Genomic DNA, 24,624 nt, shown 5'->3' with positions numbered 1-24,624 from the left:
ATTCCGCCGGACCTTTTCCGGCAGGGAGATTTCTGTCCTTGCCGCGGTCTGCCTACCAGCTCAGCCAGGTGCCGCGCATGAAGGTATCCACGGGCATGCTGAGGTTGGCGCGCCATTCGTAGTTGCCGGAAATGATGTCGCGGTCCGCGCCCACCGCCAGCTTGACCTTGGGTGAGACGAACATGCTGTGCGACAGGCCCACGCGCTGCTCGGCCAGCTCAGAGCCTTCCCGCAGCCCCGAGTAGGTGCCGCTGAGTACGCCCCAGCCGGTGATGGGGACGCCCGCGGACAGCGTGTTGCGGGTATGCGCCGCCGAAGCGCCGCCGCCCGAGTAGCTGGACAGGTCGCCGTAGCCCGCGCCGACCTGCTCGTTGGAATAGCCCAGGTTGACGGCGTCGGCCACGGCCACGTTGTAGTCGAAGCGGTAGCGCCAGGCGCTGGCCGCGTCGAACGAGCTTTGCGTGGCTCCGGCGCGGAAGGTTCCGTAGTCGCCCGCGGCGTAGGTGGTGCCCATGCCGCGCGTCGTGAGCGACGGCGCGCTTTGCATCTGGCCCTCCAGGGTCAGCGTCGGCGTGAGGCCGTAACGCACGCTGCCGCTGCCCACCGGGTCGCCGTAATCCACGGCTCCGGAACTGGCGGCGGGATCCATGTGGTTCAGGCGGCCCAGCGACGAGGAGTAGCCGAAGCTGCCTTCCGGGACCGTGGCGCCGGATCCGGCCCAGTTCGAGATCTGCAGTCCGCCCACCGGCGCGCCGCTGCCCCAGGCCGGCGCCCTGGCGTCGATGTTGCCGACGGCGACGGAGGGGCCCGAGGTATTCCGGTAGACCCAGTTGCGGTTGCCGCCGTAGCGCAGGCCCTCCTGGCTGCTGGCGGAGGCGAACCAGGGCCGGGAGGCGCGCGACACGCCGGAGATCATGACCACGGGTATGCGAGGCAGGTCCCCGTCCTGGAGGGTGAGCGAGTAGTCCGGCGCGGGCTCCTCGGGCGTCGCGAGCACCGTGCAATCCTGTGGAACCGGGGCGGGCTGGGCGTCGCCGGACAGTCCCAGTCCGGTGCCGGGGATCAGGTCAGCGTTGCCCGTGCCGTGCACGCTGGTGTCCAGCGCCGGTTCCATGGTCTGCATGTCGCAAGGGGACGGATCCAGCGGGACGGCGCGCGATGCCATCGACGCCGCGGGGCGCACGGGCATGGGCTGAACCGGGGACAGTATGCCGATGCCGCGCGCCGAGGGCGGGGCGGGCATATAAGGGGACGCCGCAAGCGGATCGGCCGCGGCCGGGGCGATCGGGCAGGCGACTACCGCGGCCAGCGCGGCGCGCAACAGGGTTTTTCGCCAGAGGAGTGCAGGGGCGACCATAGGCACAGTGTAGAAAGGGAGCGTCGCCTTGCCTGTAAACGTTTTTTAGCAAAGCGGACAGAAGGCGGGCCGGGCTCCATTTTAGGGCCAGTCCGCATCGGGCGCTGCGCCGTGGCGGGAAAGCGCTGGTAAACGCGTTCAACATCGTGCAACAGGTATATTTCAGTTGATTTCCCGCCTCTTGCGGCTTGTGGCGGCGGGCCGCACTATGGCATCCATGGACAATCCCCACACCAAGCTGCTGGTCGTCGACGACGATCCGGCCTTACGGCAATTGCTGGCCGACTACCTGAACCGGCACGGCTACGACACCCTGCTGGCGCCGGACGCTACCGACCTGTCGTCCCGCATCACCCGCTACGCGCCCGACCTGCTGGTGCTGGACCGCATGCTGCCCGGCGGCGACGGCGCGGACGCCTGCCGCCGCCTGCGCGAGCAAGGCGAGGACATTCCCGTCATCCTGCTGACCGCGCGCGACGAGGCGGTGGACCGCATCATCGGATTGGAGGCCGGCGCCGACGATTACGTCGGCAAGCCTTTCGATCCGCGCGAACTGCTGGCCCGCATCGAGGCCGTGCTGCGCCGCAAGCGCGGCCCGTCCGCGCTGACCAAGGACGCGCCGGTCTCGTTCGGGCCCTTCGTGTTCGATCCCTCCACCCGCCAGCTGTCACGCGAGGGCACGGTGGTCAAGCTGACCGGCGGCGAAATCAATCTGCTGGAGGCGCTGGTGCGCAACGCGGGCAAGCCGCTGTCGCGCGAACGCCTGCTGGCGCTGGCGCGCGATGACGATGCCGGCGAGCGCAATGACCGCGCCATCGACATCGCCATCCTGCGGCTGCGCCGGGTCATCGAAGACGACCCCAAGCAACCGCGCTGGATCCAGACCGTCTGGGGCATCGGCTACCGGTTCTCGCCCTGATGCGCTTTGCTCCTGGCTTCCTGGTGCCGCGCTCGCTGCGGGCAAGGCTGATCCTGCTGATCCTGGGCTCGGTCCTGCTGACGCAGGCGGCCACCTTGGTGACGGTCTCGTACTTCCGGCACAAGTTCATGGAAGACGTAGCCATCGGCTATATCGTCACCACCATCCGCACCTTGCGCGCCGCGGTGTCGCAGGTGCCGGCGGAGGAACGCGCCGACTTCGTGCGCACGGCCTCGCAGAACCAGTGGCGGCTGTGGTCGCGGGTGCTGCCCGCCGAGGCCAAGCTGCAGCGTTTCAATGGCCGCCGGCCACCGCCGAAGGCGGCTCCGAAGCCGCCGCCTCCGCCGCCTCCGCCGCCCGCGGACATGCAGATGCATGGCCCGCCGGCGCCGCCGCCCCCGGAAGTGCGCGACGAGGAACACGGCGATGAACGCGCCAGCGCCAGGGAAGGCGAACGCGCGCGCGAACGCGACCGCGAAGAACACAGCCGCCGCTACCAGCCCGAACCGGACGACATCCGCCGCGATCTGCGCGTGCTGGTGCAGCAGCTCAATGAACGCCTGAACGACGGCACGCGCGTGGCGCTGTCGCGCGGACCGACGCCGGAAATCTTCATCTCGCTGGCGCCCAACCCCGCCAGCGAGGACGCGCCGCGCCTGCGCGAATGGCTGGTCATCCCGCTGGACCGCCTGGATCCGCCGGTCGCGACGCCGTTCATCGCCGCCTGGCTGGGCGGCCTGGGGCTGCTGCTGTTGCTGGCGGTGGGTTTTTCCTGGCACATCACGCGTCCCATCACCCGGCTGGCCGACGCGGCCGACCGGCTGGCGGCGGGGCAGCCGCAACGGGTCGAGCCGTCGGGCCCGCACGAAACGCGGGTGCTGGGAGAGCGTTTCAACGCCATGCTGGACGCGCTGTCCGAATCCGATTCGGTGCGCCGCACGCTGCTGTCGGGCCTGCCGCACGACCTGAAGGGACCCCTGTCGCGGATGTGGCTGCGCATCGAGCTGGCCGACGACTCTAAGCTGAAGGAGGGCCTGCGCGCGGACCTGCAGGACATGCAGCACATGGTCGACCAGTTCATCGGCTTTGTGCGCGGCACCGATCCGGCCGCCTACCGGTACGCCTCGATGCTGCTGTCCGACTGGCTGACCGAGCGCGTGGGCGCCTGGCAGGGCGCCGGCACCGATATCAGCCTGCGGGCCGGCGACGACGTTGCAACCCTGGTGGTGCAGGCGGACGCCGTGGCGCTGGGCCGCCTGCTGGACAACCTGATCGGCAATGCGCTGAACCATGGCGCGCCGCCGGTCCAGGTCAGCCTGCGGCACGAGGGTCGCCACGCGGTGCTGGACGTGGCCGACCACGGTTCCGGCATCGTGCCGGAACGGCGCCAGGAGGCCCTGCGCCCGTTCAGCCGCCTGGACGACGCGCGCACGCGCACCGGCAGCGTGGGCCTGGGCCTGGCGCTGGCCGAGGCCATCGCGCGGGCCCATGGCGGCTCGCTGGAGCTGCTCGAGGCGGATTCCGGCGGGTTGTGCGTGCGGGTCAAGCTGCCGCTGTCCGAGACGTCCTAGGGGCGCCCGCAAGGGCGCTCGCTTCTCCCCGGGGCGGGTCGCGCTACGGTACGATGCATCCTGCTCAGCATTTTGTCGTTCCCGCACCATGGCCATCCAGTCCGATTCGCTTTCCTCCCGTCCCGACGCCCCCCGTATCGTGGCGCCGCAGCCGGTCTCGCCCAACGAGGAGTCGATCGAACGCGCCCTGCGGCCCAAGGCGCTGGACGAGTATGTCGGCCAGCAACGCGCCCGCGAGCAGCTGGAGATCTTCATCGCCGCGGCCAGGAAGCGCGGGGAGGCCCTGGACCACGTGTTGCTATTCGGTCCCCCGGGCCTGGGCAAGACCACGCTGGCCCACATCATTGCGCATGAAATGGGCGTGCAGCTGCGCCAGACCTCCGGTCCGGTGCTGGAGCGCCCGGGCGACCTGGCGGCGCTTCTGACCAACCTGGAAAAGAACGACGTCCTGTTCATCGACGAAATCCACCGCCTGTCGCCCGTGGTCGAGGAAATCCTCTATCCGGCGCTGGAGGATTTCCAGATCGACATCCTGATCGGCGAAGGCCCCGCCGCGCGCAGCGTGAAGCTGGACCTGCAGCCCTTCACCCTGGTCGGCGCCACCACCCGCGCCGGCATGCTGACCAACCCCCTGCGGGATCGCTTCGGCATCGTGTCGCGGCTGGAGTTCTACAACGCCGCCGATCTCGGCCACATCGTCACGCGCAGCGCCGGCCTCCTGAACGCCGGCATCACGCCGGACGGCGCGGCCGAAGTCGCGCGCCGCGCCCGCGGCACGCCCCGCATCGCCAACCGGCTGCTGCGCCGGGTGCGCGACTACGCCGAGGTCAAGGCCGGCGGCACCATCGATGCGGACGTTGCGGGCCGCGCGCTGGCCATGCTGGAAGTGGACCCGCAGGGCCTGGACCTGATGGACCGCAAGCTGCTCGAAGCCATCATCCACAAGTTCGATGGCGGTCCCGTCGGCGTGGACAGCCTGGCCGCCGCCATCGGCGAAGAGCGCGACACCATCGAGGACGTGATCGAACCCTATCTCATCCAGCATGGCTATCTGCAGCGCACGCCGCGCGGCCGCACCGCCACGCTGACCACCTGGCGCCACCTGGGGCTGACTCCGCCGGCCGGCGCCACGGCGGGTTCGGGCGATCTCTTCGGGAAGTAGGCTGCCGGCAAATCGGACCGAACCCGGGCGCCGGACGGCGCCCGAAGTCGGCCGCGGGTTTATCATCCGGAGGTTTTGATTATTCTCCGCGATCAAAGGACCCAAGCCCATGCAGCCCGAATTGCCCACCTATGACGACGTCGTGCGCGCCAGCGAGCGCCTGGCCGGCAACGCGCACCGCACGCCCGTACTGACCTCGACCACCGCCGATGCGATCAGCGGCGCGTCGGTCTTCTTCAAGTGCGAGAACTTCCAGCGCATGGGCGCTTTCAAGTTCCGCGGCGGCTACAACGCCATCGCCCGCCTGACTCCGGAACAGCGCGCCGCCGGCGTGGTCACGTTTTCGTCGGGCAACCACGCGCAGGCCATCGCCCTGGCCTCCAAGCTGCAAGGCGTGCAGGCCACCATCATCATGCCGCTGGACGCCCCCGCGGCCAAGCGCGCGGCGACGGAAGGCTATGGCGGCAAGATCGTCACCTACGACCGCTACACCGAGGACCGCGAGGCGATCGCCCGCCGCATCCAGGCCGAAACCGGCGCCACCCTGATCCCGCCCTACGACCATGAAGACGTGATCGCCGGCCAGGGCACCGCCGCCAAGGAACTGTTCGAGGAAGTGGGCGAACTGGACTACCTGTTCGTCTGCCTGGGCGGCGGCGGCCTGCTGTCGGGGTCGGCCCTGTCCGCCTACGCGCTGAGCCCGCGCTGCCTGGTCTACGGCGTCGAGCCCGAGGCCGGCAACGACGGCCAGCAGTCCTTGCGCAAAGGTGAAATCGTCCGAATCCCGGCGCCCAAGACCCTGGCCGACGGCGCCGCCACGACCCACCTGGGCAACCTGACCTTCCCGCTCATCCAGCAGCATGTGCGCGACATCGTCACCGTCACGGACGAACAGCTGGTCACCACCATGCGGTTCTTCGCCGAACGCATGAAGATGGTGGTGGAACCCACAGGCTGCCTGGGCGCGGCCGCGGTCATGCAGAACGTGGTGCCGGTACGCGGCGCGCGGGTCGGCGTCATCATCAGCGGCGGCAACGTCGACCTTCCGGCCTACGCCAAGCTGCTGGCGGGTTGATTCCCCCTCGGGCGGTCCCCACGCGGGGCCGCCGATGCGCGCTTGCGGTTGTAGCGTGTGCAAGGCAGAATCGGAACTGAATCCTGACGAACAGGGGCTGCGGCATGCGTATCCTTGTCATCGGCGGCACCGGTTTCATCGGCCGTCATCTGGTAGCGCGGCTTTCCGCGGATCAGCATCAGATCGTCGTGCCCACCCGGCTTTACAGCCGCGGGCGCGACCTGCAGATTCTTCCCACCGTCACCCTGCTCGAATGCGACGTGCACGACGACGCCACGCTGGACGGCCTGGCGCAGGGTTGCGACGCGGTCATCAACCTGGTGGGCATCCTGCACGGCAACGCCGGCCGTCCCTATGGCTCGGCGTTCGCGCGGGCCCACGTGCTGCTGCCGCAGCGCATCGCGCAAGCGTGTCGCCGCCAGGGCGTGCGCAGGCTGATACACATCAGCGCGCTGGGCGCCGATTCCAACGGCGACAGCATGTACCAGCGTTCCAAGGGCGACGGCGAAGTCGCCATCAAGCAGGAATTCCAGGGCAATCGGGATGGGGGCTGGACCATCTTCCGCCCTTCGGTGGTCTTCGGCCCGGACGACAAATTCACCAATATGTTCGCTGGCCTGGCGCGCTGGCTGCCGGTGCTGCCGCTGGCGGGCGCGCACGTGCGCATGCAGCCGGTCTATGTGGGCGACGTGGTCGCCGCGATCGTTTCGGCGCTGGGCAATACGCACACCTGCGGCAAGACCTATGAACTGGGCGGGCCCCAGGTCTACACGCTGGGCGAGATCGCTCGCCTGTGCGCCGCCTGGAGCGGCCATCCGCGGCCCGTGGTCAGCATGCCCATGGGCGTGGGCCGCATGCAGGCCCGGCTGTTCGAATGCATGCCTGGCACGCCGCTGATGTCGCGCGACAACCTGGACTCCTTGCGCCGCGACAATATCTGCAGCGGACCGATCGCGCCCGAACTGCACGTGGTGCCGACGGGGCTGGAAGCGGTGGCTCCGCGCTACCTGTAAGCCGGTTTCAGCGCACCAGCGCCTTCAACGCCTGCTTGATCCCGTCGGACACGCCCACGCCCTCGGGCAGCGTCTTCAGCGCCGACAGCGATTCCTTTTCCGAGTAGCCCAGCGCCAGCAGCGCATTCAGGATGTCCGACTGGTTGTCCGGCGCCGCGTGCGGCGAGGCGCCGATGTCCGCGCCCAGCTTGCCGCGCATTTCCAGCAGCAGGCGTTCGGCGGTCTTCTTGCCAATGCCGGGCACGCGCGTCAGGCGGCCCGATTCCTGCAGCGTAATGGCCTGCGCCAGGTCCGCCACCGACAGGCCCGACAGTACAGACAGCGCGGTGCGCGCGCCGATGCCGCTGACCTTGATCAGTTCGCGGAAAGCGCTGCGTTCGCCGGCCGAGGCGAAGCCGTACAGGATGTGGGCGTCTTCGCGCACCGTCAGGTGCGTGTAGAGCGTGACGCGCGCGCCCGTGTCGGGCAGCGAGTACAGCGTGCTCATGGGCACGTCGATGTCATAGCCCAGACCGCCCACGTCCACGCAGATGGTGGGCGGGAGTTTCTCGATCAGGGTTCCGGTGATGCGTCCGATCATGGTGATGGTGGCCTGGCAATGGTGAGGCCGCTGAATGCGCGGCGAATGCGGGGATTCTATACGCGCGGGCGCGCATGCGGCGGGAACCGGCCCCGCCTCGCGGAAAATCGCGGCGTGTCGGAGGTTCAGCCGATCAGACGGCCGTTGCGGATGCGGGTCTTGCCGCTCATGCGCAGGGACGCGCCCAGGCGTTCGAGCTTGTCCTGCAGCGGGCCGGCATGGGCATGGCAGATGGCGCAGGCCAGCGCGTCGGCCGAGTCGGGCGCGGGCGCGCCATCCAGCGACAGCAGATGCTGCACCATCATCTGCACCTGCTCCTTGGCGGCGCGGCCGGTGCCGACCACGGCTTTCTTGATCTGCAGCGCGGTGTACTCGTGCACGGGCAGCGAACTGTCGGCCAGCGCGCACAGCGCCGCGCCGCGCGCCTGGCCCAGCAGCAGGGTGGAGGCTGGGTTGGTGTTCAGGAAGATGATTTCCAGCGCGGCCACGTCGGGTTGCGTGTCGCGGGCCACCTGGCGCAGATTGTCCAGGATGACCTTGAGGCGTTCGGACAGCGCCAGCGCCGGCGGGACCACGATGGTCCCGCTGGCCACATAGCGCAGCCGCGGGCCGTCGGCATCGATCACGCCGAAGCCGGTGCGGCGCAGGCCGGGATCGATGCCGAGGACGCGCATCAGTGGCGGAAGTGGCGGGTGCCGGTCAGCACCATGGCGATGCCGTGCTCGTCGGCCGCGGCAATCACTTCGTCGTCGCGCACGCTGCCGCCCGGCTGGATCACGCAGGTCGCGCCAGCGGCCACCACCACGTCCAGGCCGTCGCGGAACGGGAAGAAAGCGTCCGACGCCACGGCCGAACCCTTCAGGGTCAGGCCGGCGTTTTCCGCCTTGATCGAGGCGATGCGGGCCGAGTCGATACGGCTCATCTGGCCGGCGCCCACGCCCAGGGTCATGCCGCCGCCCACGAACACGATGGCGTTGGACTTGACGTACTTGGCGACCTTCCAGGCGAACATCAGGTCGTTCATCTCGGCTTCGGTGGGTTGGCGCTTGGTGACGACCTTGAGCGCGTCGCGCGGCACGTTGTAGGCGTCCGGGCTCTGCACCAGCCAGCCGCCGCCCACGCGCTTGATGTCGAAGGCGTTCTGGCCAGTGCCCATCGGCACTTCCAGCACGCGCACGTTCTTCTTGGCGGCCAGGATGGCCAGCGCGGCGCCGTCATAGGCGGGAGCCAGCAGCACTTCCAGGAACTGCGAGCTCACGGCTTCGGCCGTGGCGGCGTCCACCGGGCGGTTGAAGGCGATGATGCCGCCGAAGGCCGAGGTCGGGTCGGTCTTGAAGGCCTGCTGGTAGGCGCCCAGCGTGTCGGCCGCGACGGCCACGCCGCAGGGGTTGGCATGCTTGACGATGACGCAGGCAGGCGCTTCGAAGCTGCGCGCGCATTCCCAGGCGGCGTCGGCGTCCGCAATGTTGTTGTAGGACAGTTCCTTGCCCTGCAGCTGGCGGTAGTTGCCCAGCAGGCCGGCCGGACGCTGTGCGTCCACGTAGAAGGCGGCGGTCTGGTGCGGGTTCTCGCCGTAGCGCAAGGCCTGTTCCTGCTTGACCTGCAGGGTCAGGGTGCCGGGCCATTCGTTGCGGGCCGGCACGGCTTCCTGCTTCGGCTCGGCTTCGGCCAGGCTGGTCAGGTAGGCGGCGATGGCGCCGTCGTAGGCGGCGGTGTGGGCGTAGACCTTGGAGGCCAGCGCCAGGCGCAGGCCGTAGGAGGTGTTGCCGCCCTTGTCCATTTCGGCCAGCACGCGCGAGTAGTCGACGGGGTCGATCACCACGGTCACGCCGCCGGCTTCGGTGCCGTGGTTCTTGGCCGCCGCGCGCAGCATGGCCGGGCCGCCGATGTCGATGTTTTCGACGGCGTCGGTGAAGGTGCAGTCCGGCTTGGCCACGGTTTCGCGGAACGGGTACAGATTGACCACCAGCATGTCGATGCGGTCGATGCCGGCCGCCTTGATGGTGTCCATGTGCTCGGCGCTGTCGCGGCGCGCCAGCAGGCCGCCGTGGATCTTCGGATGCAGCGTCTTGACGCGGCCATCGAGAATTTCGGGCGAACCCGTGTGGGCCGCCACTTCGGTGACGGTCAGGCCGGAGTCGGCCAGCAGCTTGGCGGTGCCGCCGGTGGACAGCAGGCGCACGCCGCGCGCGGCCAGGGCGCGGGCAAATTCAACGATGCCGGTCTTGTCGGACACCGAAAGCAGGGCGGTTTCGATTTTCATGGTGAGGGACGGAGTGGGGCGGGAGCGCCTTTCTCGTTCAGGTCGGATGGGAAATCTGGGGGAGCGGGCGGCGCGATGCGCCTGCCGCCCGCGCACGAAAGCTATACCTGGATATTGTGCGCCAGCAACTTCTTGCGCAGGGTGTTGCGGGTGATGCCCAGCATTTCGGATGCCCGCGACTGGTTGCCGCCCGACCTTTCCAACGCCACTTCAAGCACCGGGCGCTCCACGCAGCGCATCACCATGTCCCACATGTCGTGGGGTTCGGATTCGCCCAAGTCTTCGAAATAGCGCTCCAGGCTGGCGCGCACGCATTCTTCCAGGACATCTTTCTTGCTCATTTGAGTACAGATATTTTTATGTTGGTGTTGAGGCGGTTATGCCGCCAGCAGGGCTTCTGCGACCGGCGCCGGATGGGATCCGCCGTCGCGCGAGATAAGGTCGAACCAGTCCGACACGGCCCGCCACTGGTCGCGGGTGTTGTCGATCAGATTCATGCGGGCGCAGAACGAATCCGCCCCCGGCAGGCCGTCCAGATACCAGCCTATGTGCTTGCGCGCCGTGCGTACGCCGGTGTGCTCGCCGTAAAACCGGTAGTGGTCGTCGAGATGTTCGAGCAGCAGCTCGCGCATTTCCCCATAGGAGGGAGGGGCCAGTGTTTCGCCCGTGCGCAGGTAGTGGTCGATTTCGCGGAAAATCCAGGGACGGCCTTGAGCCGCCCGGCCGATCATGACCGCGTCGGCGCCAGTGTAATCCAGGACGTGCCGGGCTTTTTCGGGCGTAGTGATATCTCCGTTGGCGACAACGGGGATTTTCAGCTCGGCCTTGACGGCGCGGATAGTGTCATATTCCGCCTCGCCCGTATAGAGGTCGGCGCGGGTGCGGCCGTGCAGGGTCAGGGCGGCGATGCCGGCGTTTTCGGCCATTTTCGCCACCCGCAGGGCATTGCGGCTTTCGCGGTCCCAGCCGGTGCGGGTCTTCAGGGTCACCGGCACGTCCAGCGGCGCGCAGGCGGATACCACCGCGTCCAGGATGCGGGCGATCTGGTCTTCATGGCGCAAGAGCGCCGACCCGGAGGCCACGTTGCAGACCTTCTTGACCGGGCAGCCCATGTTGATGTCGATGATCCGGGCGCCCTTGCTGGCGTTGAACACCGCCGCCTCCGCCATCATGGCGGGGTCGGCGCCGGCGATCTGCACCGAAATGGGGGCGATCTCGCCGTCATGGTTCAAGCGGCGGGAGGTTTTGACGCTATCCCACAGCTTGGGGTTGCTCGCGGCCATTTCCGAGACGGCATAGCCCGCCCCCAGCTTCTTGCAAAGCTGGCGGAAAGGACGGTCCGTCACGCCCGCCATGGGCGCGACCAGCACGTTGTTGGGAAGGGTCCATTGACCTATGCGCATGCTCACATTTTAACCGGCTCGCTCGTACCCTCTTTGTCACCTGGAGAACAATTCGTAACAAGGGAAGGCGAAAGCAGACAACCGCCCCATTATCGGGGGCGGATAGGGAAGCGTTCAGGCGCGGAAACCTTGCAGCAGATGTTGCGCCAGCGGCGCGCGCAGCGGAGAGGCCAGATCCATCCCCAATAAGGCCAGGCCGCAGGCATGCTCCACCGGCGCCAGGCCGGTCGAGAAGATGCGAGGCATCAGATCGGTCAGGCCGGCGGTGATGAAGCGGTCCACGTGGCGCGCCCCGGCGAATTCCGCCAGGGCGGAACCGGGATTGACGTCCGGATGGGCCAGCCAGCTGCCCAGCGTCTGGGCCAGGCGGGCCGCGTCGCGCAGGCCCAGGTTCAGGCCCTGGCCTGCGACCGGATGCAGGGTTTGCGCGGCATTGCCGATGGCCGCCACGCGGCCGTGCACCTGGGCGCGGCGGGCGCTCAGCGCCAGCGGGAAGACATGTCGCGGCGCCTGGCTGGAAAGCCGTCCCAGGCGGTCGCCGAAGGCGGCGGACAGCGCCCGCGAAAACGCGGCGTTGTCCAGCGCCGCCAGTTCGGCGGCGCGCTCGGGCGCGCTGCACCAGACCACCGAATAGGCGTCCGGCGTCTGCGGGTGCGGCAGCAGCGCCAGCGGGCCTTCGGCGGTGAAGCGCTCCCAGGCCCAGCCGCGGCGGGGCAGGGTGGCGTACGCCGTGGTCAGCACCGCATGTTGGTCGTAGTCGCGGCGCACGTCGGTCGCGCCCGCGCCGTCGGATTGCACTGCGACCCGGCACAGCAGTGTCGCGTCGCCTTGTTCGACGCGCACGCCGTCTGCGTCCTGCATGCCGATCCGCGCGGGCGGCCCTTGCAGCACGGTGACGCCGCAAGCGGCCACGCATTCGTCCAGCTTGGCGTGCAGGCCGGAATAGGCGACCACGCTGCCCAGCTGCGGCACGCCGAAATCGGTGTTCTGGATCAGGGTGCGGCCCAGCCGGCCGCGCTGCGATACATGGATGTTGCGGATGTCGGCCGAGCGTTCGGGCCAGGCATGCAGCGACTCCAGCAGCACCCGGCTGCCATGGTTCATGGCCAGCACGCGGGGATCCGTGGCGGGGACCGCCGCCGACGGCGCGACCGCGGCGGGCGCGCTGCCGGCAAGCAGCGCGATGCGCGCGGGGTCGGGCGCCACGCGGGCCAGCATCAGGGCCAGCACGCGGCCCACCGGGCCCGCGCCTAGAATCGCTATGTCGAAGGCGGATGAAGTCATGCCCGGATTTTAACCGTCCACTACAATCCGCAGCAGCCGGCGCGTCTTGGCGCCGTGGCCCTCTTTCCGGTCGATCGACATGACGCAGCTCCAGGCCTCATCCCCAGTGTCCGCCGTTTCCGCCGCTTCCACCCGCCGCCCGCGCGGAAAGGTCGCGGTCGGATTGCTGGCCTGCCTGTTCGGAGCGGTGGGGGCGCATTGGTGGTATCTGGGACGCCGCCATGCCTGGCTGGTGACCGCATACACGCTGATCAGCCTGTTCTGCGCTATCAGCTTCTACCCCGTCTGGTACGACAACCCCGCCTTCTTCCTGGTGTTCATTCCCATGGTCGACGGGTTCATCGAGAGCGCGGTGTTCTCGCTGATGCCGGACGAGAAATTCGACCGCCTCTACAACGAGGGCCTGGGCCGGCCGACCCGGACCGGCTGGGGTCCGGTGCTGGTCGCGATCCTGGCCTGCCTGGTCGGCGCCATCGTGTCCATGTTCGCCATCGCCATGGTGGTGGTCTACACCTGGATCGCCATGGGCTGGCTGGACGGCTACGTCTTTTAGCGCCAGCCCGGCGCGCCTACTCGCGCATCAGCGCTTCGATCTCGCCGGCCTGCACCGGCACGCCGCGGGTGATGAGTTCACAGCCTTCGTCCGTGACCAGCGCGTCGTCCTCGGTGCGGATGCCGATGTTCCAGTAGGCCTCGGGCACGTCGTCTGCGGGCCGCACGTAGATGCCGGGCTCGATCGTCAGCATCATGCCCGGTTCCAGCTGGCGCCAGGGGCGTTCGGCGCCCTGGGTCGGGCCAGGCTGGCGGTAGTCGCCCACATCGTGCACGTCCAGGCCCAGCCAGTGGCCGGTGCGGTGCATGTAGAAGCGGCTGTAGTCGCCGGATTCCAGCACCCCATCCAGCGAGCCTTTCAAGAGTTTCAGGTCCAGCATGCCTTGCGCCAGCACGCGCAGGGCGGCCTGATGGCCGTCGTTGAAGCTGCGGCCGGGCGCCGTGGCCTGGGCGGCGGCATCCTGCGCGGCCACCGTCAGGTCGTACAGCGCGCGCTGCGGACCGCTGTAGCGGCCGTTCACCGGAAACGTGCGGGTGATGTCGCTGGCGTAGCTGTCGACCTCGCAGCCCGCGTCGATCAGCACCAGGTCGCCGTCGCGCAACACGGCTTCGCCGGCCGGGTAGTGCAGCACGCAGGCGTTGGCGCCGGCGGCCACGATGCTGTTGTAGGCCACCGACTGCGCGCCGTGCCGGCGGAATTCGTACAGCAGTTCGGCCTCGATCTCGTACTCGCGCATGCCGGGGCGGGCGACGCGCATGGCGCGCACGTGGGCGCCGGCCGAGATCTTGGCCGCGCGCCGCATTGCCGCGATTTCCGTGGCGTCCTTGATCAGCCGCATCTCGGCCAGCAGCGGCCGGATGTCCTGTTGGCGCGCAGGCGGCGCATGGCCGCCGCGGCTGGCCTCGCGCGCCGCGGTCAGCCAGCGGTGCAGGCGTCCGTCGCTGCGCTTGTCGCCGGCCAGGGGCGCGTACAAGGTGGCATGGTCCTGCAGCAGCGCGGGCATCAGTTCGTCCAGCGCATCGAGCGGATGGGCGTCGTCGAAACCGAAATGCGCCGCGGCGGCCTCGGGGCCGAAGCGCTTGCCCTCCCAGATTTCATGTTCGATGTGGCGCGGGCGGCAGAAGAGCACGGCGCGGTCGGTCGCGCCCGCGGTCAGCACCAGCCAGGCGCCGGGTTCGGTGAATCCGGTCAGATAGAAGAAATCGCTGTCGTGCCGATAGGGATATTCCGCGTCGCGGTTGCGGGTGGCTTCCTGGGCGGTCGCCAGTATGGCGATGCCGCCGCCTGCGGCGCGCATCTGCGCCATCAGGCGTTGGCGCCGCGCGGCGTAAGGGGCGATGTCGTCGGGAGGCAGGCTCATGGCGGACTGGGCGTGAAGCCCGGCAGGGTGAGGATGCCGTTTACTTTACCTGCCATCCCCGGGTTGCGACAGCCCGCAAGGGGCGCGCGGAATTCGCTGGACCGCGCGGGGCAAGCTGCTACAATCGCGGCTCTGTCATTGGGGAGTAGCCATCCTTTGTCCCCACAAAGGAGCTAGCGTCAACAGACTTGGTGGTTCAGCGCTGCGCAGCAGCCGCTAGAACTCCATGGCGCTAGTAGCGGTATCCATGCACGGCGGCATCGCCGCATGGATCAGCCAGGCGAGACCTTTGGCCGCGTTGCGTTCACCCCAGCCGGGCGAGCCGCGACGTCGCGCCAATTGGTTTCTGCTCGTCCGGCTCGCCTATATGTTTCTCACTCTGTTCCTGTTTTTCCTGTCAGCGGCAGTGATCTACTTCGCCTGCGAGTTCTTCGTGAACGGCGTCGAATGGGTCGGCCATCGCTTCCAGCTGGGCGCCACCGCCACCGGCACCGTGCTCGCCGCGTTCGGCACGGCCTTGCCGGAAAGCGCCGTGACTTTCATGGCCGTCGTGTTTGGCGAAACCCCCGAGCAAAAAGACATAGGCGTCGGCGCCGCCATGGGCGGCCCGCTGGTGCTCGCGACGCTGGCGTACGCGGTGGTCGGCCTGGCTTTGTGGCGCGCGCGCCGCGGACGCGCCACGCAGGCGGACTGTATCAACGCGGACCAGCGCCGGCTGGCCCGCGACCAGGCCTGGTTCATGGGCATCTTCATCTTCAAGGTGGGCCTGGGCCTGTTGGCCTTTGCCTGGAAGCCCTGGTTGGGCATCCTGTTTCTGGCCACCTACGGCCTTTACGTCAAGCGCGAACTCAGCAACGACGAGGAAAGCCTGGCCAGCGAAGACCTCGAGCCACTGAAGCTGCGCCCGCGCGACGAGGATCCGAGCATGTTCTGGGCGGTCACGCAGACGATACTGGCGCTGGTCGTGATCGCCGGGGCATCGCATGTGTTCGTGAACCAGATCGAGCTGCTGGGCGTGGCCATGGGCGCGTCGCCTCATGTGGCCGCGCTGTTGCTGGCGCCGGTGGCGACCGAGCTGCCGGAAATCATGAACGCGCTGATCTGGGTGCGCCAGGGCAAGGAACGGCTGGCGCTGGCCAACATTTCGGGCGCCATGATGATCCAGGCGACCATTCCCAGCGCGCTGGGCATCTTCATGACGCCCTGGCTGCTGGACGCTCCCTTGCTGGCGGCGGGCCTCTTCACGATGCTGTCGATCAGCCTCTTGTGGCTGCGTTTCCGCCGTTCGGTCATGAGCGTGCCGGCGTTGTCGGCGGTGGGCGGACTGTATGCCGTGTTCGCCGCCTATTTGGGCTGGCACTTCTACGCTTGACAGTGCGTTGCGCGCGGGGCCTCGGCCCCCGCGGTTTTTTCCACATTCAGGCCCGATTTGGCCCCAAAAGCCTTGTCCATAAGTGGAAACCCGCGTAAACTTCTGCCCGTTATCCATCCCAGGAGCAGTCTTCGTGAATACCGATTCCGGCGAAAGTTGTCGATCTTGCATCGACGTCGCTGTTTAACAGGTCCACGCAGAACTCCGTCTGCCGCAGCCTGTTGAACAGGTTGCGGTTGTATCCCAAGCTCCAGGCGCAAGCCCGGACAATCGCGCAAGCCAGCGGCTTGCCGGGAAACTCCCCAACGTAAACCGCCAGAACCGCCGCAATCCGCAGCGTCAGCGTTCGTGCACGTTTGTCGTGCCTGTCCGCCGAACGCAGCGCGGGCGCGCGCGTATTCGCGATCACGCTCCCCATTCTTGCAATGGAGGTCGTTATGCGTTTCTTCGACTTGTTCCTACGCCGCGCCGGCGTGGACCGCGCCACCGCCCTGGGCCGCCGCCGCGGCACTTCGCGTCTGACGGTCATCTGTCCGCGCGACGAGCTGGGCGCCTTGCGCAAGCAGATCTGCCTGGACTTCAGCGCCGCCGGCCTGGACGTCTCGCAGGTGCAGATCGACCAGGGTCGGGATCCTGGCATGGCATCCGCCTGCATCACCGTCAATTGTCCCCCGGAATTGCGGGGCGAACTGATGTCGCAGGCGCGCCGCCTGAGCGCCAATCCCGCCGTGCGCCACGTGCACTTCGGCACGCAAGCCACGCCGGCCACGCAGGCTGCGCTGGCCTGAAGCCGCCCTTTCTTCCACAGGAGAGATCATGCCTAGTGCCTTAGACCCCGAGCCTCGATTGCGCCCAGTGCGCGGCGCCGGCATGCCTGTCTGACCTGTCTCCTCGCTGCGAGCCGACAGGCAGGATAGTCATCCTGGCCCGTACGGAGTCCGCAGCCAAGAATCGCCGGCCTGGCCCACGTCGCGTGCGCCTCTGCCGCCGGTACCGATTCCTCCGCTAGCTCCCATCCGTTTTCCGCACCCGGCGCATTTCATGCGATCCGGATACCGGCAACATTGCCCCGGCGCCTGCGCACGCCTGTACGCGGCGGTTTGACGGCTTTCTGCGCGAAAGCCGCGGACCGCTGCCGCCTGCGCGCAGCCGCCAGCGGGCAGGGTCGTCCGTGTCTCCAAGAACTACACGTACAACCGGAGCACTCCGATGTTCAAGTTTCTCAAGTCCTTCTTTACGTCGGCGGCGGGCCTGCGCCATAGCGCAAGACATTTCCGCCGTTCGCCCATGCCCGAGCGCGGCGCCACGACGGCCGCCGCGTCCTCCGATACCGCGCGCCATGCCAACCGCCAGATGCTGGACCTGTCGCGCATGGGCTTCGGCGCCTTGTTCGCCCTGTTCGGCAGCAGCCGCGGCGGACTGTCGGAGGCCCAGGCCCAGACCGCGCGCGAACGCTACGGCGCCAACGAGGTCGACCACGAAAAGCCGCTGTCCTGGTACACGCATCTCTGGCTGTCCTATCGCAATCCGTTCAACCTGCTTTTGACCGCGCTGGCGGCGCTGTCCTGGCTCACCGACGTGCGCATGGCCGAACCCGACGACCAGTCCTGGACGGCGGTATTCATCATCGGCGCAATGGTGCTCATCTCCACTGTGTTGCGGTTTGCGCAGGAGCAGCGCTCCAATCGCGCCGCCGAGGCGCTCAAGGCCATGGTGCAGAACACCGCCACGGTGCTACGCAGCGACCCGGCAGCCGACGCCGAGGGCGACGCCCGCCGATTCTTCGGCGTGGCGCTGCATGTCAGCGGATCGCGCCAGGTCGAGGTGCCGCTGGCGGAGCTGGTGCCGGGCGACGTGGTGCTGCTGTCCGCGGGCGACATGATTCCCGCCGACTGCCGCATCCTGAATGCCAAGGACCTGTTCGTTGCGCAGGCCGCGCTGACGGGCGAATCGCTGCCGGTCGAAAAGTACGCCACGCAGCGCAGCGAGACCGCCAACGCGCTGGAACTTGAGAACATGGCCTTCATGGGCACCAACGTGGTCAGCGGCTCGGGCAGCGCCCTGGTGGTGGCCACTGGCTCGCGCAGCTACTTCGGCCAGTTGGCCGGACGCGTCACGCAGACCAGCCGCGCGCCGACCCAGTTCCAGCAAGGCATCAACCGCGTGAGCTGGGTGCTGATCCGCTTCATGCTGGTCATGGCGCCCATCGTCATGCTGATCAACGGTTTCACCAAGGGCGACTGGATGGAAGCGCTACTGTTCGCGCTAGCCATCGCCGTGGGCCTGACGCCTGAAATGCTGCCCATGATCGTCACGGCCACCCTGGCCAAGGGCGCCGTGCGCATGTCGCGCCGCAAGGTCGTGGTCAAGCGGCTGGACGCCATCCAGAACCTGGGGGCGATGAACGTGCTGTGCACCGACAAGACCGGCACCCTGACCCAGGACCGCATCGTGTTGGAGCGGCACACCGATGTGTACGGCGCCAGCAGCGACGACGTGCTGGCCTACGCCTATCTCAACAGCTACTACCAGACCGGCCTGAAGAACCTGCTGGATGTGGCGGTGCTGCAGCACGCCGAGGTCGAGCGCAAGCTGGATCTGGCGGCGAAGTACCGCAAGGTCGACGAGATTCCCTTCGACTTTTCCCGGCGCCGCATGTCGGTGGTGGTCAACGAGACCGAGAACGGCCGCGAGCATCACGAATTGATCTGCAAGGGCGCGCTGGAGGAGATGCTGGCGGTTTGCACCCGCCTGCGTGTGGGCCACGAAGAGCATCTGCTGACCGCTGCCCGCCGGGCCGACATCCGCCGGGTGACGGCGGACCTGAACCGCGACGGCCTGCGCGTCATCGCGGTCGGCGTCAAGGAAATGCCGCCCACCCAGCAAACCTACGGCGTGGCCGACGAGTCCGATCTGGTGCTGGTCGGGTACATGGCTTTCCTGGATCCTCCCAAGGAATCCACCGCTCCCGCGCTCAAGGCGCTCAAGGATTCCGGCATCGAGGTGAAGGTGCTGACCGGCGACGTGGAGCTGGTGACGCAGAAGGTCTGCCGCGAGGTGGATTTCGAGGTGCGCAAGGTCTACCTGGGCGCCGATATCGAAGCGATGGACGAGGCGCAACTGGCCGCCGCGGTGCGCGAGGCCAATGTGTTCGCGCGGCTCACGCCGGCCCACAAGGAGCGCATCGTGCGCAGCCTCCGGGCCCAGGGCAACACCGTGGGCTTCATGGGCGACGGCATCAACGACGCGCCAGCCCTGCGGGCGGCGGACGTGGGCATCTCCGTGGATTCCGCGGTCGATATCTCGAAAGAGGCCGCGGACATCATCCTGCTGGAAAAGAGCCTGATGGTGCTGGAGGACGGCGTCATCGAAGGCCGCAAAACCTTCTGCAACATGCTCAAGTACCTGAAGATGACGGCTAGCTCGAACTTCGGCAATGTCTTCTCGGTGCTGGTGGCCAGCGCCTTCCTGCCGTTCCTGCCGATGCTGCCCATTCATCTGCTGGTGCAGAACCTGATGTACGACATTTCCCAGACCGCCATTCCGTTTGACAACGTCGACGAAGAACTCTTGAAGCAACCCCAGCAATGGGACCCCGATGGCCTGGGCCGTTTCATGGTGTTTTTCGGTCCGATAAGCTCCGTGTTCGATATCGCCACCTATGCGCTCATGTGGTACATCTTCCAGGCCAACTCCGCGGAACACCAGACGCTGTTCCAATCGGGCTGGTTCGTCGAAGGCCTGTTGTCGCAGACGCTCATCGTCCATATGATCCGCACGCGCAAGATCCCGTTCCTGCAAAGCCGCGCCGCGTGGCCGCTGATGGGCATGACCCTGATGGTGGTGACGATGGGGCTGCTGCTGCCGTTTTCGCCCTTGGCCGAGTACCTCCAGCTGCAGCCGCTGCCATGGAGCTACTTCCCCTGGCTGGTCGGCATCCTGTTGGCCTACTGCACGCTGACGCAGTTGCTGAAGGGAATCTGGGTCCGCCGCTACGGTTGGCAATAAGTCGATAAGGCCCGCGGCGGTCGCAAGCCCGCCGCGCAATCAGGAGAAACGCATGAGAATCGCTACTTTTGCCGCGCTGATGGCAGTGGGCCTGGCCCTTCCCCTGGCGGCGCGTAGCGCCGAGACCGGGCAGGGGCTGTCGCTGTACGGCGTGGTGGACGCGGGGGTGGCCGTCACCACGGTCTCGGGGCAGGGCAGCCACAGCGGTCTGCTCAATGGCGGACTGACCGATTCGCTATGGGGAATGACGGGAGCGGAAGACATGGGCGGGGGCTGGAGCGCCAGGTTCCAGCTGGAAAGCGGCTTCGATCCTTCGTCGGGCAAGCGGGCCGACGACGACCGCTTCTTCAATTACGCCGCCTGGGTCGGCCTGGGACATGACAGCTTCGGCGACCTGCGGCTGGGGCGCCAGCACACCATAGGCCAAGTCTACGGCAATTCCCTGGAAATCGCGTCCTGGAAGGAAATGGGCATGGGCGCCACCTTCAAGGCGTCCGACAACTACCAGTTCAGCAACCTGGTCAATTACTACACGCCTGTCTGGGGCGGTTTCCAGGCCGGCATCGGTTACTCCTTCGACGCCGACGACCGCAACCAGTTCAAAACGGCCAACAACAACCGCGCGCTCAGCCTCGGCCTGAAATATGAGGACGGACCCTTGCTGGCGATCGCCACCTGGGACCAACTGCGCCTGGCCGACGCCCCGCCGGGCAGCAATGGACGGCCGCAAGCGGTGCAGCTGGGCGCCTCCTATGACTTCGAGGTGCTGAAGCTGTCCCTGGCATGGTCGCGCCAGCGCAACGGCGATGTCGGGCTGGACGGGGGCGATCCGGACGGGCTGGGCATGGGCCTGGGGCCGGCTGCCTTCGTGCGCGGCGGCACGGTCGATGCCTGGCTGGTCGGGGCCAGCGTGCCGGTCGGACCCGGCGCCGTGCTGGTGCAATGGTCGCTGGCGCACCCGGACTGGCATTGGGACAACGGCATGACGGCGCGCAATGCGCAGGTGATGACGCTGGGCTATACCTACAGCCTGTCTGCGCGCACGACGCTCTATGCCTTCGCCGGCTATGCGTCGAACTACACGCTGGACGACCAGTTCGATCCTGCCCGCTCCCACACCACGCGGGTGGGCACGGGCATTTCGCACCGTTTCTGAGCGCCGGGGCAGGGCGGGCCGGGGTCAACTACAATCGGCGGGTGCGGCGCATGGCGCCCGTCCTCGTACAGCCCCGACGTTTTCCGGATGGTTTGCATGGATAGTCTCGAATGGCTCATACCCTGGGAGTTCTCTCCCACGCTGGTGGCCTCCTTCCTGGTGGCCATCGTGCTGTTCGTGCGCGGCCAAAAGGTCCATCGCGTGACCGCCGCCCGCAGCATCCTGTTCTGGACCGGCATGGTGCTGCTGTACCTGTCCATGCATACCCGGCTGGACTACTACGCCGAGCGCATGTTCTTCATCCACCGCATCCAGCATCTGGTGCTGCACCATCTGGGGCCGTTGCTGGTGATGGCGGCGTTCCCGGGACAGGTGATGCGGGCGGGCCTGCCCATGCGCTGGCGCATCCGCCTGCGTGACTTCCTGCGCACCGGCGCCGGCCGCGCGACGGTGGCGGTGCTGACCCACAAGATCTTCGTGCCGACGCTGTTCGTCTTCCTGGTGCTGGTCTGGCTGATTCCGTCGGTGCAGTTCTATTCCATGCTGGACTGGCGTCTCTACCGCCTGATGAACTGGTCGGTGGTGATCAGCGGCTTCATGTACTGGAACCTGATCCTGGATCGCCGGCCCGCGCCGCCGGCGGCCATGACGCCGGGCGGCCGGGTCATTTCGCCCGTGCTGACGATGCTGCCGCAGATGGTGGCGGGCGCAGTCATCGCCTTCACCGAAAGCGACATCTATCCGCTGTTCGAACTATGCGGCCGCGCCATCGCCATGTCGGCCCAGACCGACCAGACCATAGGCGGCCTGACCATGTGGATTCCGGCGGCGCTGGTCGAGGTGATCGGCCTGATGGTGGCCCTGGGAACCTTGATGCGGCTATCGGCCAAGGGGCGCTTGCGCAAGGCGGATCGCGAAGCGCTGGCCCGCTCCAAGGCCCGCGCTCGCGCCGCTTCGGCCTGAGAACCGCGGCGGGTGGCGTACGCCGCCGGGCTCAGAAGCTCTTCGGCGTATTGACCCAGAACAGTTCCACGGTTTCCTCGCCGACGACTTTCCACGAATGCGGCCGCCCGCTAAGGAACGAGATGCTGTCTCCGGCGCGCAAGGTCACCGGCGCCGCCAGATCGACCGTAATGCTGAATTCGCCGGCGATGACATGGATGCACTCTTCTCCATGGTGCGTATAGGCGCCTTCGCTGCGGGCGCCCGGCGCCAGAACCCATTTCTGGCAGTCGAGCGAAGGCAGGCTCGTTGCCAGCTGCAGGATCTGGATGCCCGCGCCGAACGACGGGGCGTGTATTTCCTGACCCTTGCGCACGACCTCTGCCGCGTTGCGCGACGGCTTGGGCGGTACTTCCGACAGGGCCGTCAGCGACGTGCCATAACAGGTGGCGAGCAGCTTCAGGCTTGCGACGGTGGCCCCGCGGCCCGTCCGTTCAAAGGTCGAAATGAAGGACACGGGCAGGCTGGTTTCGTCCGACGCCTCTTTCAGCGACAGATCCGCGCTTCGACGCGCGGTGCGAAAGCGCAGTCCGAGCGCGGCCGCGTCAGCTATTTCGCGGGCTTGAGATGCCGTGGCGCCCGAGGCGGGCGATGGTGGCGCCGTGGACGCCGATCCGGCCTGCGACTCCTCCAGCACGCGACGGATCGCGGGCATGTTCAGGCCGTTGATCTGCCGCAGACGAACGATATGGGATACCCGGGCCAGATCCGCATCTGAGTAGACGCGCTGTCCCGTTTCGGTGCGCGCCGGAACGAGGAGGCCGTGTTGCTCCCATAGCCGCAGCGTCGAGATGTTCGTGCCTGTGAGGCGCGCGACGTCGCCGATTCGATACTCAGACATGCAAGTGAAGTTCCTGTGCTGGCGCGGTGGACGGTCTGTTCTGGCAGAACATACAGAATATATATAGATAAATTATATAAACACGATCCTTCATGATAGGACCGGAAATATGGGGGAAAGCCCCTATTTTTTCCGAAAATCAGCTTCTATAGGATCGCAACCTACAGAAATTATGTAGATATATTTGATTTCAGGCGCGGCCAGATTGGGCCGCTTTGCTCATGATCATTTCACACCATTCAAGCCAGGCCGGACCTTTCCTGCAACGCAGTTTCTGGATGCGGGAGGCGGAACCCGCCTTGCAGGCAAGTGCGCCGCTGACCGGCAGTCAGGCCGCCGACATCGTGATTATCGGTGGAGGCTATGTAGGCCTGTGGACGGCGTTGAGCATCAAGGAACTCAGCCCTCAGTCCAAGGTCGTGGTCCTGGAGCGGGACGTCTGCGGCGGAGGCGCTTCAGGGCGCAACGGCGGCATGGCCATGTCCTGGTGGCCGAAAATCGCTTCGCTGCTTGCTTTCGCGGATGTCGACGATGCGCTGTTCCTGGCCCGGGCCTCGGAACGCGCCATCGATGAAATCGCACAGTTCTGCGGCCGCCATCGCATCGATGCGCACTTTCGCTGCGGGGGATGGCTCTGGACGGCCACTTCCGATGCGCAACAGGAGTCATGGGAGGGCACGCTCCAGGCCTGTGCCCGGGTCGGCGCGCGTCCCTTCGAGCACATGCTGCCGGAGGACGTCGCACGTCGAACCGGGTCTCGCATGCACAGGGCGGGCGTGTTCGAACGCGGCAACGCCACGGTGCAGCCGGCAAGGCTGGTGCGAGGCATGCGCAGGGTGGCCCTGGAGCGCGGCATCGTGATCCACGAAAACACGCCGGTGCTGGAGTTGAGCCACGGCTATCCGGCGGTGATCCGTAGCGCCTCGGGCACGATACTGGCCAAAAGCGTCGTGCTGGCGACGAATGCATGGGCCGCCGCCATTCCTGAAATCTCAAGGCTGATCGTGCCCGTCAACAGTTCCATCGTCGTGACGCAGGCAATTCCCGAGCGCCTGGCCGCGCTGGGTTGGACGGGGGGCGAAGCCATCACCGACTCGCAGTTGATGGTCGGGTACTACCGGACCACGAGGGACGGGCGAATCGCATACGGCAAGGGCACGGGCGCGCTTTCCCGGGGTGGCGTCATCGACGCCACCTTCAGCCGCCACGAAGAAAGCTGCCTGATGGCGGAGCAGGATTTCCGCCGCGCCTACCCGATGCTTGCCGATGTGCGCGTCTCGCATGCGTGGTCGGGTCCGATCGATCGGACCTACGACAGCCTGCCCGTTTTCGGCACCCTGGCCGGTACCGGACACATCCACTACGGAGTGGGTTGGAGCGGCAACGGCGTCGCGCCCAGCCTGTTGGGCGGCAGGATTCTGGCAAGCCTGGCCCTGGATCGCAACGATGCGTGGCGCCGCTGCGCCCTGGTCGACCGCAAGCCCAAGCGGTTTCCGCCCGAACCCATCAAGTACTTCGGCGGTTCGCTGGTCCGCAACGCCGTGCGTAGAAAGGAAGAGCGTGAAGCGCGGGATCTTGCGCCGCGCTGGCTTGACGTGCTCCTGGCTGGGTTCGCGCCCGCAGGACTTGAGGACTAGCGTCAAGCGCGCCGTGCATCAGGCCTGCGCGGGATAACCAAAACAAGCGCGTTCCATACCGGGGGCGC

General features: G+C 67.3%; 22 protein-coding genes and 1 riboswitch. Of the genes, 12 read left to right on the top strand and 10 right to left on the bottom strand.

Annotated elements, in window-relative coordinates; translation table 11 throughout:
• Window positions 1-52: 52 nt before the first annotated feature.
• Complete coding sequence (locus IAG39_RS26255) at window positions 53-1,357, bottom strand: fimbrial protein (RefSeq protein WP_118932362.1); 1,305 nt, start codon at window positions 1,355-1,357, stop codon at window positions 53-55.
• A gap of 217 nt (window positions 1,358-1,574) precedes the next feature.
• Between IAG39_RS26255 and IAG39_RS26250 the strand changes: the two genes are divergently transcribed.
• The 5 genes from IAG39_RS26250 (at window position 1,575) to IAG39_RS26230 (ending at window position 7,097) form a co-directional block, all read left to right on the top strand.
• Complete coding sequence (locus tag IAG39_RS26250; RefSeq protein ID WP_054457345.1) at window positions 1,575-2,276, top strand: response regulator; 702 nt, start codon at window positions 1,575-1,577, stop codon at window positions 2,274-2,276.
• Entirely contained in the window at window positions 2,276-3,847 is a 1,572-nt protein-coding gene (locus tag IAG39_RS26245; protein ID WP_118932361.1) for an ATP-binding protein, read from the top strand. The genes IAG39_RS26250 and IAG39_RS26245 overlap by 1 nt, the downstream gene beginning before the upstream one ends.
• Before the next feature lie 88 nt (window positions 3,848-3,935).
• Complete coding sequence (ruvB, locus tag IAG39_RS26240) at window positions 3,936-5,009, top strand: Holliday junction branch migration DNA helicase RuvB (protein WP_054457342.1); 1,074 nt, start codon at window positions 3,936-3,938, stop codon at window positions 5,007-5,009.
• 109 nt (window positions 5,010-5,118) lie between these two features.
• Window positions 5,119-6,084: a threo-3-hydroxy-L-aspartate ammonia-lyase gene (locus tag IAG39_RS26235; RefSeq protein ID WP_118932360.1), complete on the top strand. Its 966-nt coding sequence runs from the start codon at window positions 5,119-5,121 to the stop codon at window positions 6,082-6,084.
• A 104-nt stretch (window positions 6,085-6,188) separates the two neighbouring features.
• The gene (locus tag IAG39_RS26230) at window positions 6,189-7,097 is read left to right on the top strand and encodes a complex I NDUFA9 subunit family protein (protein WP_118932359.1); all 909 of its coding nucleotides are present in this window, start codon (window positions 6,189-6,191) and stop codon (window positions 7,095-7,097) included.
• Between the two features lie 7 nt (window positions 7,098-7,104).
• Here IAG39_RS26230 and ruvA read toward each other — a convergent pair whose 3' ends face one another.
• From ruvA to IAG39_RS26200, 6 genes are all read right to left on the bottom strand, one after another.
• Window positions 7,105-7,677 carry a Holliday junction branch migration protein RuvA gene (gene ruvA, locus IAG39_RS26225; protein ID WP_013391723.1) on the bottom strand — a complete coding sequence of 191 codons (573 nt, stop codon included), beginning with the start codon at window positions 7,675-7,677 and terminating at the stop codon, window positions 7,105-7,107.
• Between the two features lie 125 nt (window positions 7,678-7,802).
• Complete coding sequence (gene ruvC / locus IAG39_RS26220; RefSeq protein ID WP_054457336.1) at window positions 7,803-8,351, bottom strand: crossover junction endodeoxyribonuclease RuvC; 549 nt, start codon at window positions 8,349-8,351, stop codon at window positions 7,803-7,805.
• Entirely contained in the window at window positions 8,351-9,940 is a 1,590-nt protein-coding gene (gene purH / locus IAG39_RS26215; protein WP_118932358.1) for a bifunctional phosphoribosylaminoimidazolecarboxamide formyltransferase/IMP cyclohydrolase, read from the bottom strand. Before purH ends, ruvC begins: the two co-directional genes overlap by 1 nt.
• A 101-nt stretch (window positions 9,941-10,041) precedes the next feature.
• Window positions 10,042-10,281: a helix-turn-helix domain-containing protein gene (locus IAG39_RS26210; RefSeq protein WP_006217670.1), complete on the bottom strand. Its 240-nt coding sequence runs from the start codon at window positions 10,279-10,281 to the stop codon at window positions 10,042-10,044.
• A 36-nt stretch (window positions 10,282-10,317) separates the two neighbouring features.
• Window positions 10,318-11,343 (bottom strand): tRNA dihydrouridine synthase DusB, encoded by a 1,026-nt coding sequence (gene dusB / locus IAG39_RS26205; protein ID WP_054457331.1) that lies wholly within the window; start codon window positions 11,341-11,343, stop codon window positions 10,318-10,320.
• Between the two features lie 114 nt (window positions 11,344-11,457).
• Window positions 11,458-12,627 carry a UbiH/UbiF/VisC/COQ6 family ubiquinone biosynthesis hydroxylase gene (locus IAG39_RS26200; protein WP_187774065.1) on the bottom strand — a complete coding sequence of 390 codons (1,170 nt, stop codon included), beginning with the start codon at window positions 12,625-12,627 and terminating at the stop codon, window positions 11,458-11,460.
• A gap of 79 nt (window positions 12,628-12,706) precedes the next feature.
• Between IAG39_RS26200 and IAG39_RS26195 the strand changes: the two genes are divergently transcribed.
• Window positions 12,707-13,180, top strand: a complete 474-nt coding sequence (locus IAG39_RS26195) for a hypothetical protein (protein WP_059371627.1) — start codon at window positions 12,707-12,709, stop codon at window positions 13,178-13,180.
• A gap of 16 nt (window positions 13,181-13,196) precedes the next feature.
• Here IAG39_RS26195 and IAG39_RS26190 read toward each other — a convergent pair whose 3' ends face one another.
• Window positions 13,197-14,540: an aminopeptidase P N-terminal domain-containing protein gene (locus tag IAG39_RS26190; protein WP_118932899.1), complete on the bottom strand. Its 1,344-nt coding sequence runs from the start codon at window positions 14,538-14,540 to the stop codon at window positions 13,197-13,199.
• Between the two features lie 121 nt (window positions 14,541-14,661).
• Window positions 14,662-14,900, top strand: a riboswitch (yybP-ykoY riboswitch).
• 7 nt (window positions 14,901-14,907) lie between these two features.
• On the opposite strand from IAG39_RS26190, the gene IAG39_RS26185 reads away from it, so the two are divergent.
• Complete coding sequence (locus IAG39_RS26185) at window positions 14,908-15,912, top strand: sodium:calcium antiporter (protein ID WP_118932898.1); 1,005 nt, start codon at window positions 14,908-14,910, stop codon at window positions 15,910-15,912.
• Between the two features lie 109 nt (window positions 15,913-16,021).
• On the opposite strand, the gene IAG39_RS26180 is transcribed toward IAG39_RS26185, so the two are convergent.
• Window positions 16,022-16,321 (bottom strand): hypothetical protein, encoded by a 300-nt coding sequence (locus tag IAG39_RS26180; RefSeq protein ID WP_124260367.1) that lies wholly within the window; start codon window positions 16,319-16,321, stop codon window positions 16,022-16,024.
• Between the two features lie 28 nt (window positions 16,322-16,349).
• Between IAG39_RS26180 and IAG39_RS26175 the strand changes: the two genes are divergently transcribed.
• The 4 genes from IAG39_RS26175 (at window position 16,350) to IAG39_RS26160 (ending at window position 22,039) form a co-directional block, all read left to right on the top strand.
• Window positions 16,350-16,700: a hypothetical protein gene (locus IAG39_RS26175; protein WP_059371631.1), complete on the top strand. Its 351-nt coding sequence runs from the start codon at window positions 16,350-16,352 to the stop codon at window positions 16,698-16,700.
• A gap of 421 nt (window positions 16,701-17,121) precedes the next feature.
• The gene (gene mgtA, locus IAG39_RS26170) at window positions 17,122-19,920 is read left to right on the top strand and encodes a magnesium-translocating P-type ATPase (RefSeq protein ID WP_118932897.1); all 2,799 of its coding nucleotides are present in this window, start codon (window positions 17,122-17,124) and stop codon (window positions 19,918-19,920) included.
• Between the two features lie 52 nt (window positions 19,921-19,972).
• Window positions 19,973-21,076 carry a porin gene (locus tag IAG39_RS26165; protein ID WP_059371633.1) on the top strand — a complete coding sequence of 368 codons (1,104 nt, stop codon included), beginning with the start codon at window positions 19,973-19,975 and terminating at the stop codon, window positions 21,074-21,076.
• Window positions 21,077-21,163: 87 nt separating this feature from the next.
• The gene (locus IAG39_RS26160) at window positions 21,164-22,039 is read left to right on the top strand and encodes a cytochrome c oxidase assembly protein (RefSeq protein ID WP_118932896.1); all 876 of its coding nucleotides are present in this window, start codon (window positions 21,164-21,166) and stop codon (window positions 22,037-22,039) included.
• A 31-nt stretch (window positions 22,040-22,070) separates the two neighbouring features.
• Here the strand turns inward: IAG39_RS26160 and IAG39_RS26155 are convergent, their stop codons facing one another.
• On the bottom strand, window positions 22,071-22,919 hold the full coding sequence (locus IAG39_RS26155) for a MerR family transcriptional regulator (protein WP_059371635.1): 849 nt from the start codon (window positions 22,917-22,919) through the stop codon (window positions 22,071-22,073).
• Between the two features lie 221 nt (window positions 22,920-23,140).
• Here IAG39_RS26155 and IAG39_RS26150 point away from each other — a divergent pair, with 221 nt between their 5' ends.
• Window positions 23,141-24,556, top strand: coding sequence for an NAD(P)/FAD-dependent oxidoreductase (locus IAG39_RS26150; RefSeq protein WP_118932895.1), 1,416 nt, complete (start codon window positions 23,141-23,143; stop codon window positions 24,554-24,556).
• Window positions 24,557-24,624: the final 68 nt, after the last annotated feature.

The sequence above is a fragment of the Achromobacter xylosoxidans genome (genome assembly GCF_014490035.1).
Lineage (GTDB): Bacteria > Pseudomonadota > Gammaproteobacteria > Burkholderiales > Burkholderiaceae_B > Achromobacter > Achromobacter bronchisepticus_A.
The sequence above is the reverse complement of the archived record's forward strand: the minus strand, read 5'-3'. Positions and strand labels throughout refer to the sequence as shown.

Bases quoted from the DNA above. Each gene is read 5' to 3' on its own strand.
- ruvB (WP_054457342.1), top strand. From the start codon at position 3,936: ATGGCCATCCAGTCCGATTCGCTTTCCTCCCGTCCCGACGCCCCCCGT.
- IAG39_RS26245 (WP_118932361.1), top strand. From the start codon at position 2,276: ATGCGCTTTGCTCCTGGCTTCCTGGTGCCGCGCTCGCTGCGGGCAAGG.
- dusB (WP_054457331.1), bottom strand. From the start codon at position 11,343: ATGCGCATAGGTCAATGGACCCTTCCCAACAACGTGCTGGTCGCGCCC.
- ruvC (WP_054457336.1), bottom strand. From the start codon at position 8,351: ATGCGCGTCCTCGGCATCGATCCCGGCCTGCGCCGCACCGGCTTCGGC.
- IAG39_RS26175 (WP_059371631.1), top strand. From the start codon at position 16,350: ATGCGTTTCTTCGACTTGTTCCTACGCCGCGCCGGCGTGGACCGCGCC.
- IAG39_RS26230 (WP_118932359.1), top strand. From the start codon at position 6,189: ATGCGTATCCTTGTCATCGGCGGCACCGGTTTCATCGGCCGTCATCTG.
- IAG39_RS26150 (WP_118932895.1), top strand. From the start codon at position 23,141: ATGATCATTTCACACCATTCAAGCCAGGCCGGACCTTTCCTGCAACGC.
- IAG39_RS26255 (WP_118932362.1), bottom strand. From the start codon at position 1,357: ATGGTCGCCCCTGCACTCCTCTGGCGAAAAACCCTGTTGCGCGCCGCG.
- IAG39_RS26195 (WP_059371627.1), top strand. From the start codon at position 12,707: ATGACGCAGCTCCAGGCCTCATCCCCAGTGTCCGCCGTTTCCGCCGCT.
- IAG39_RS26190 (WP_118932899.1), bottom strand. From the start codon at position 14,540: ATGAGCCTGCCTCCCGACGACATCGCCCCTTACGCCGCGCGGCGCCAA.
- IAG39_RS26200 (WP_187774065.1), bottom strand. From the start codon at position 12,627: ATGACTTCATCCGCCTTCGACATAGCGATTCTAGGCGCGGGCCCGGTG.
- IAG39_RS26235 (WP_118932360.1), top strand. From the start codon at position 5,119: ATGCAGCCCGAATTGCCCACCTATGACGACGTCGTGCGCGCCAGCGAG.
- purH (WP_118932358.1), bottom strand. From the start codon at position 9,940: ATGAAAATCGAAACCGCCCTGCTTTCGGTGTCCGACAAGACCGGCATC.
- IAG39_RS26185 (WP_118932898.1), top strand. From the start codon at position 14,908: ATGTTTCTCACTCTGTTCCTGTTTTTCCTGTCAGCGGCAGTGATCTAC.
- IAG39_RS26155 (WP_059371635.1), bottom strand. From the start codon at position 22,919: ATGTCTGAGTATCGAATCGGCGACGTCGCGCGCCTCACAGGCACGAAC.
- IAG39_RS26160 (WP_118932896.1), top strand. From the start codon at position 21,164: ATGGTTTGCATGGATAGTCTCGAATGGCTCATACCCTGGGAGTTCTCT.
- mgtA (WP_118932897.1), top strand. From the start codon at position 17,122: ATGTTCAAGTTTCTCAAGTCCTTCTTTACGTCGGCGGCGGGCCTGCGC.
- ruvA (WP_013391723.1), bottom strand. From the start codon at position 7,677: ATGATCGGACGCATCACCGGAACCCTGATCGAGAAACTCCCGCCCACC.
- IAG39_RS26250 (WP_054457345.1), top strand. From the start codon at position 1,575: ATGGACAATCCCCACACCAAGCTGCTGGTCGTCGACGACGATCCGGCC.
- IAG39_RS26165 (WP_059371633.1), top strand. From the start codon at position 19,973: ATGAGAATCGCTACTTTTGCCGCGCTGATGGCAGTGGGCCTGGCCCTT.
- IAG39_RS26210 (WP_006217670.1), bottom strand. From the start codon at position 10,281: ATGAGCAAGAAAGATGTCCTGGAAGAATGCGTGCGCGCCAGCCTGGAG.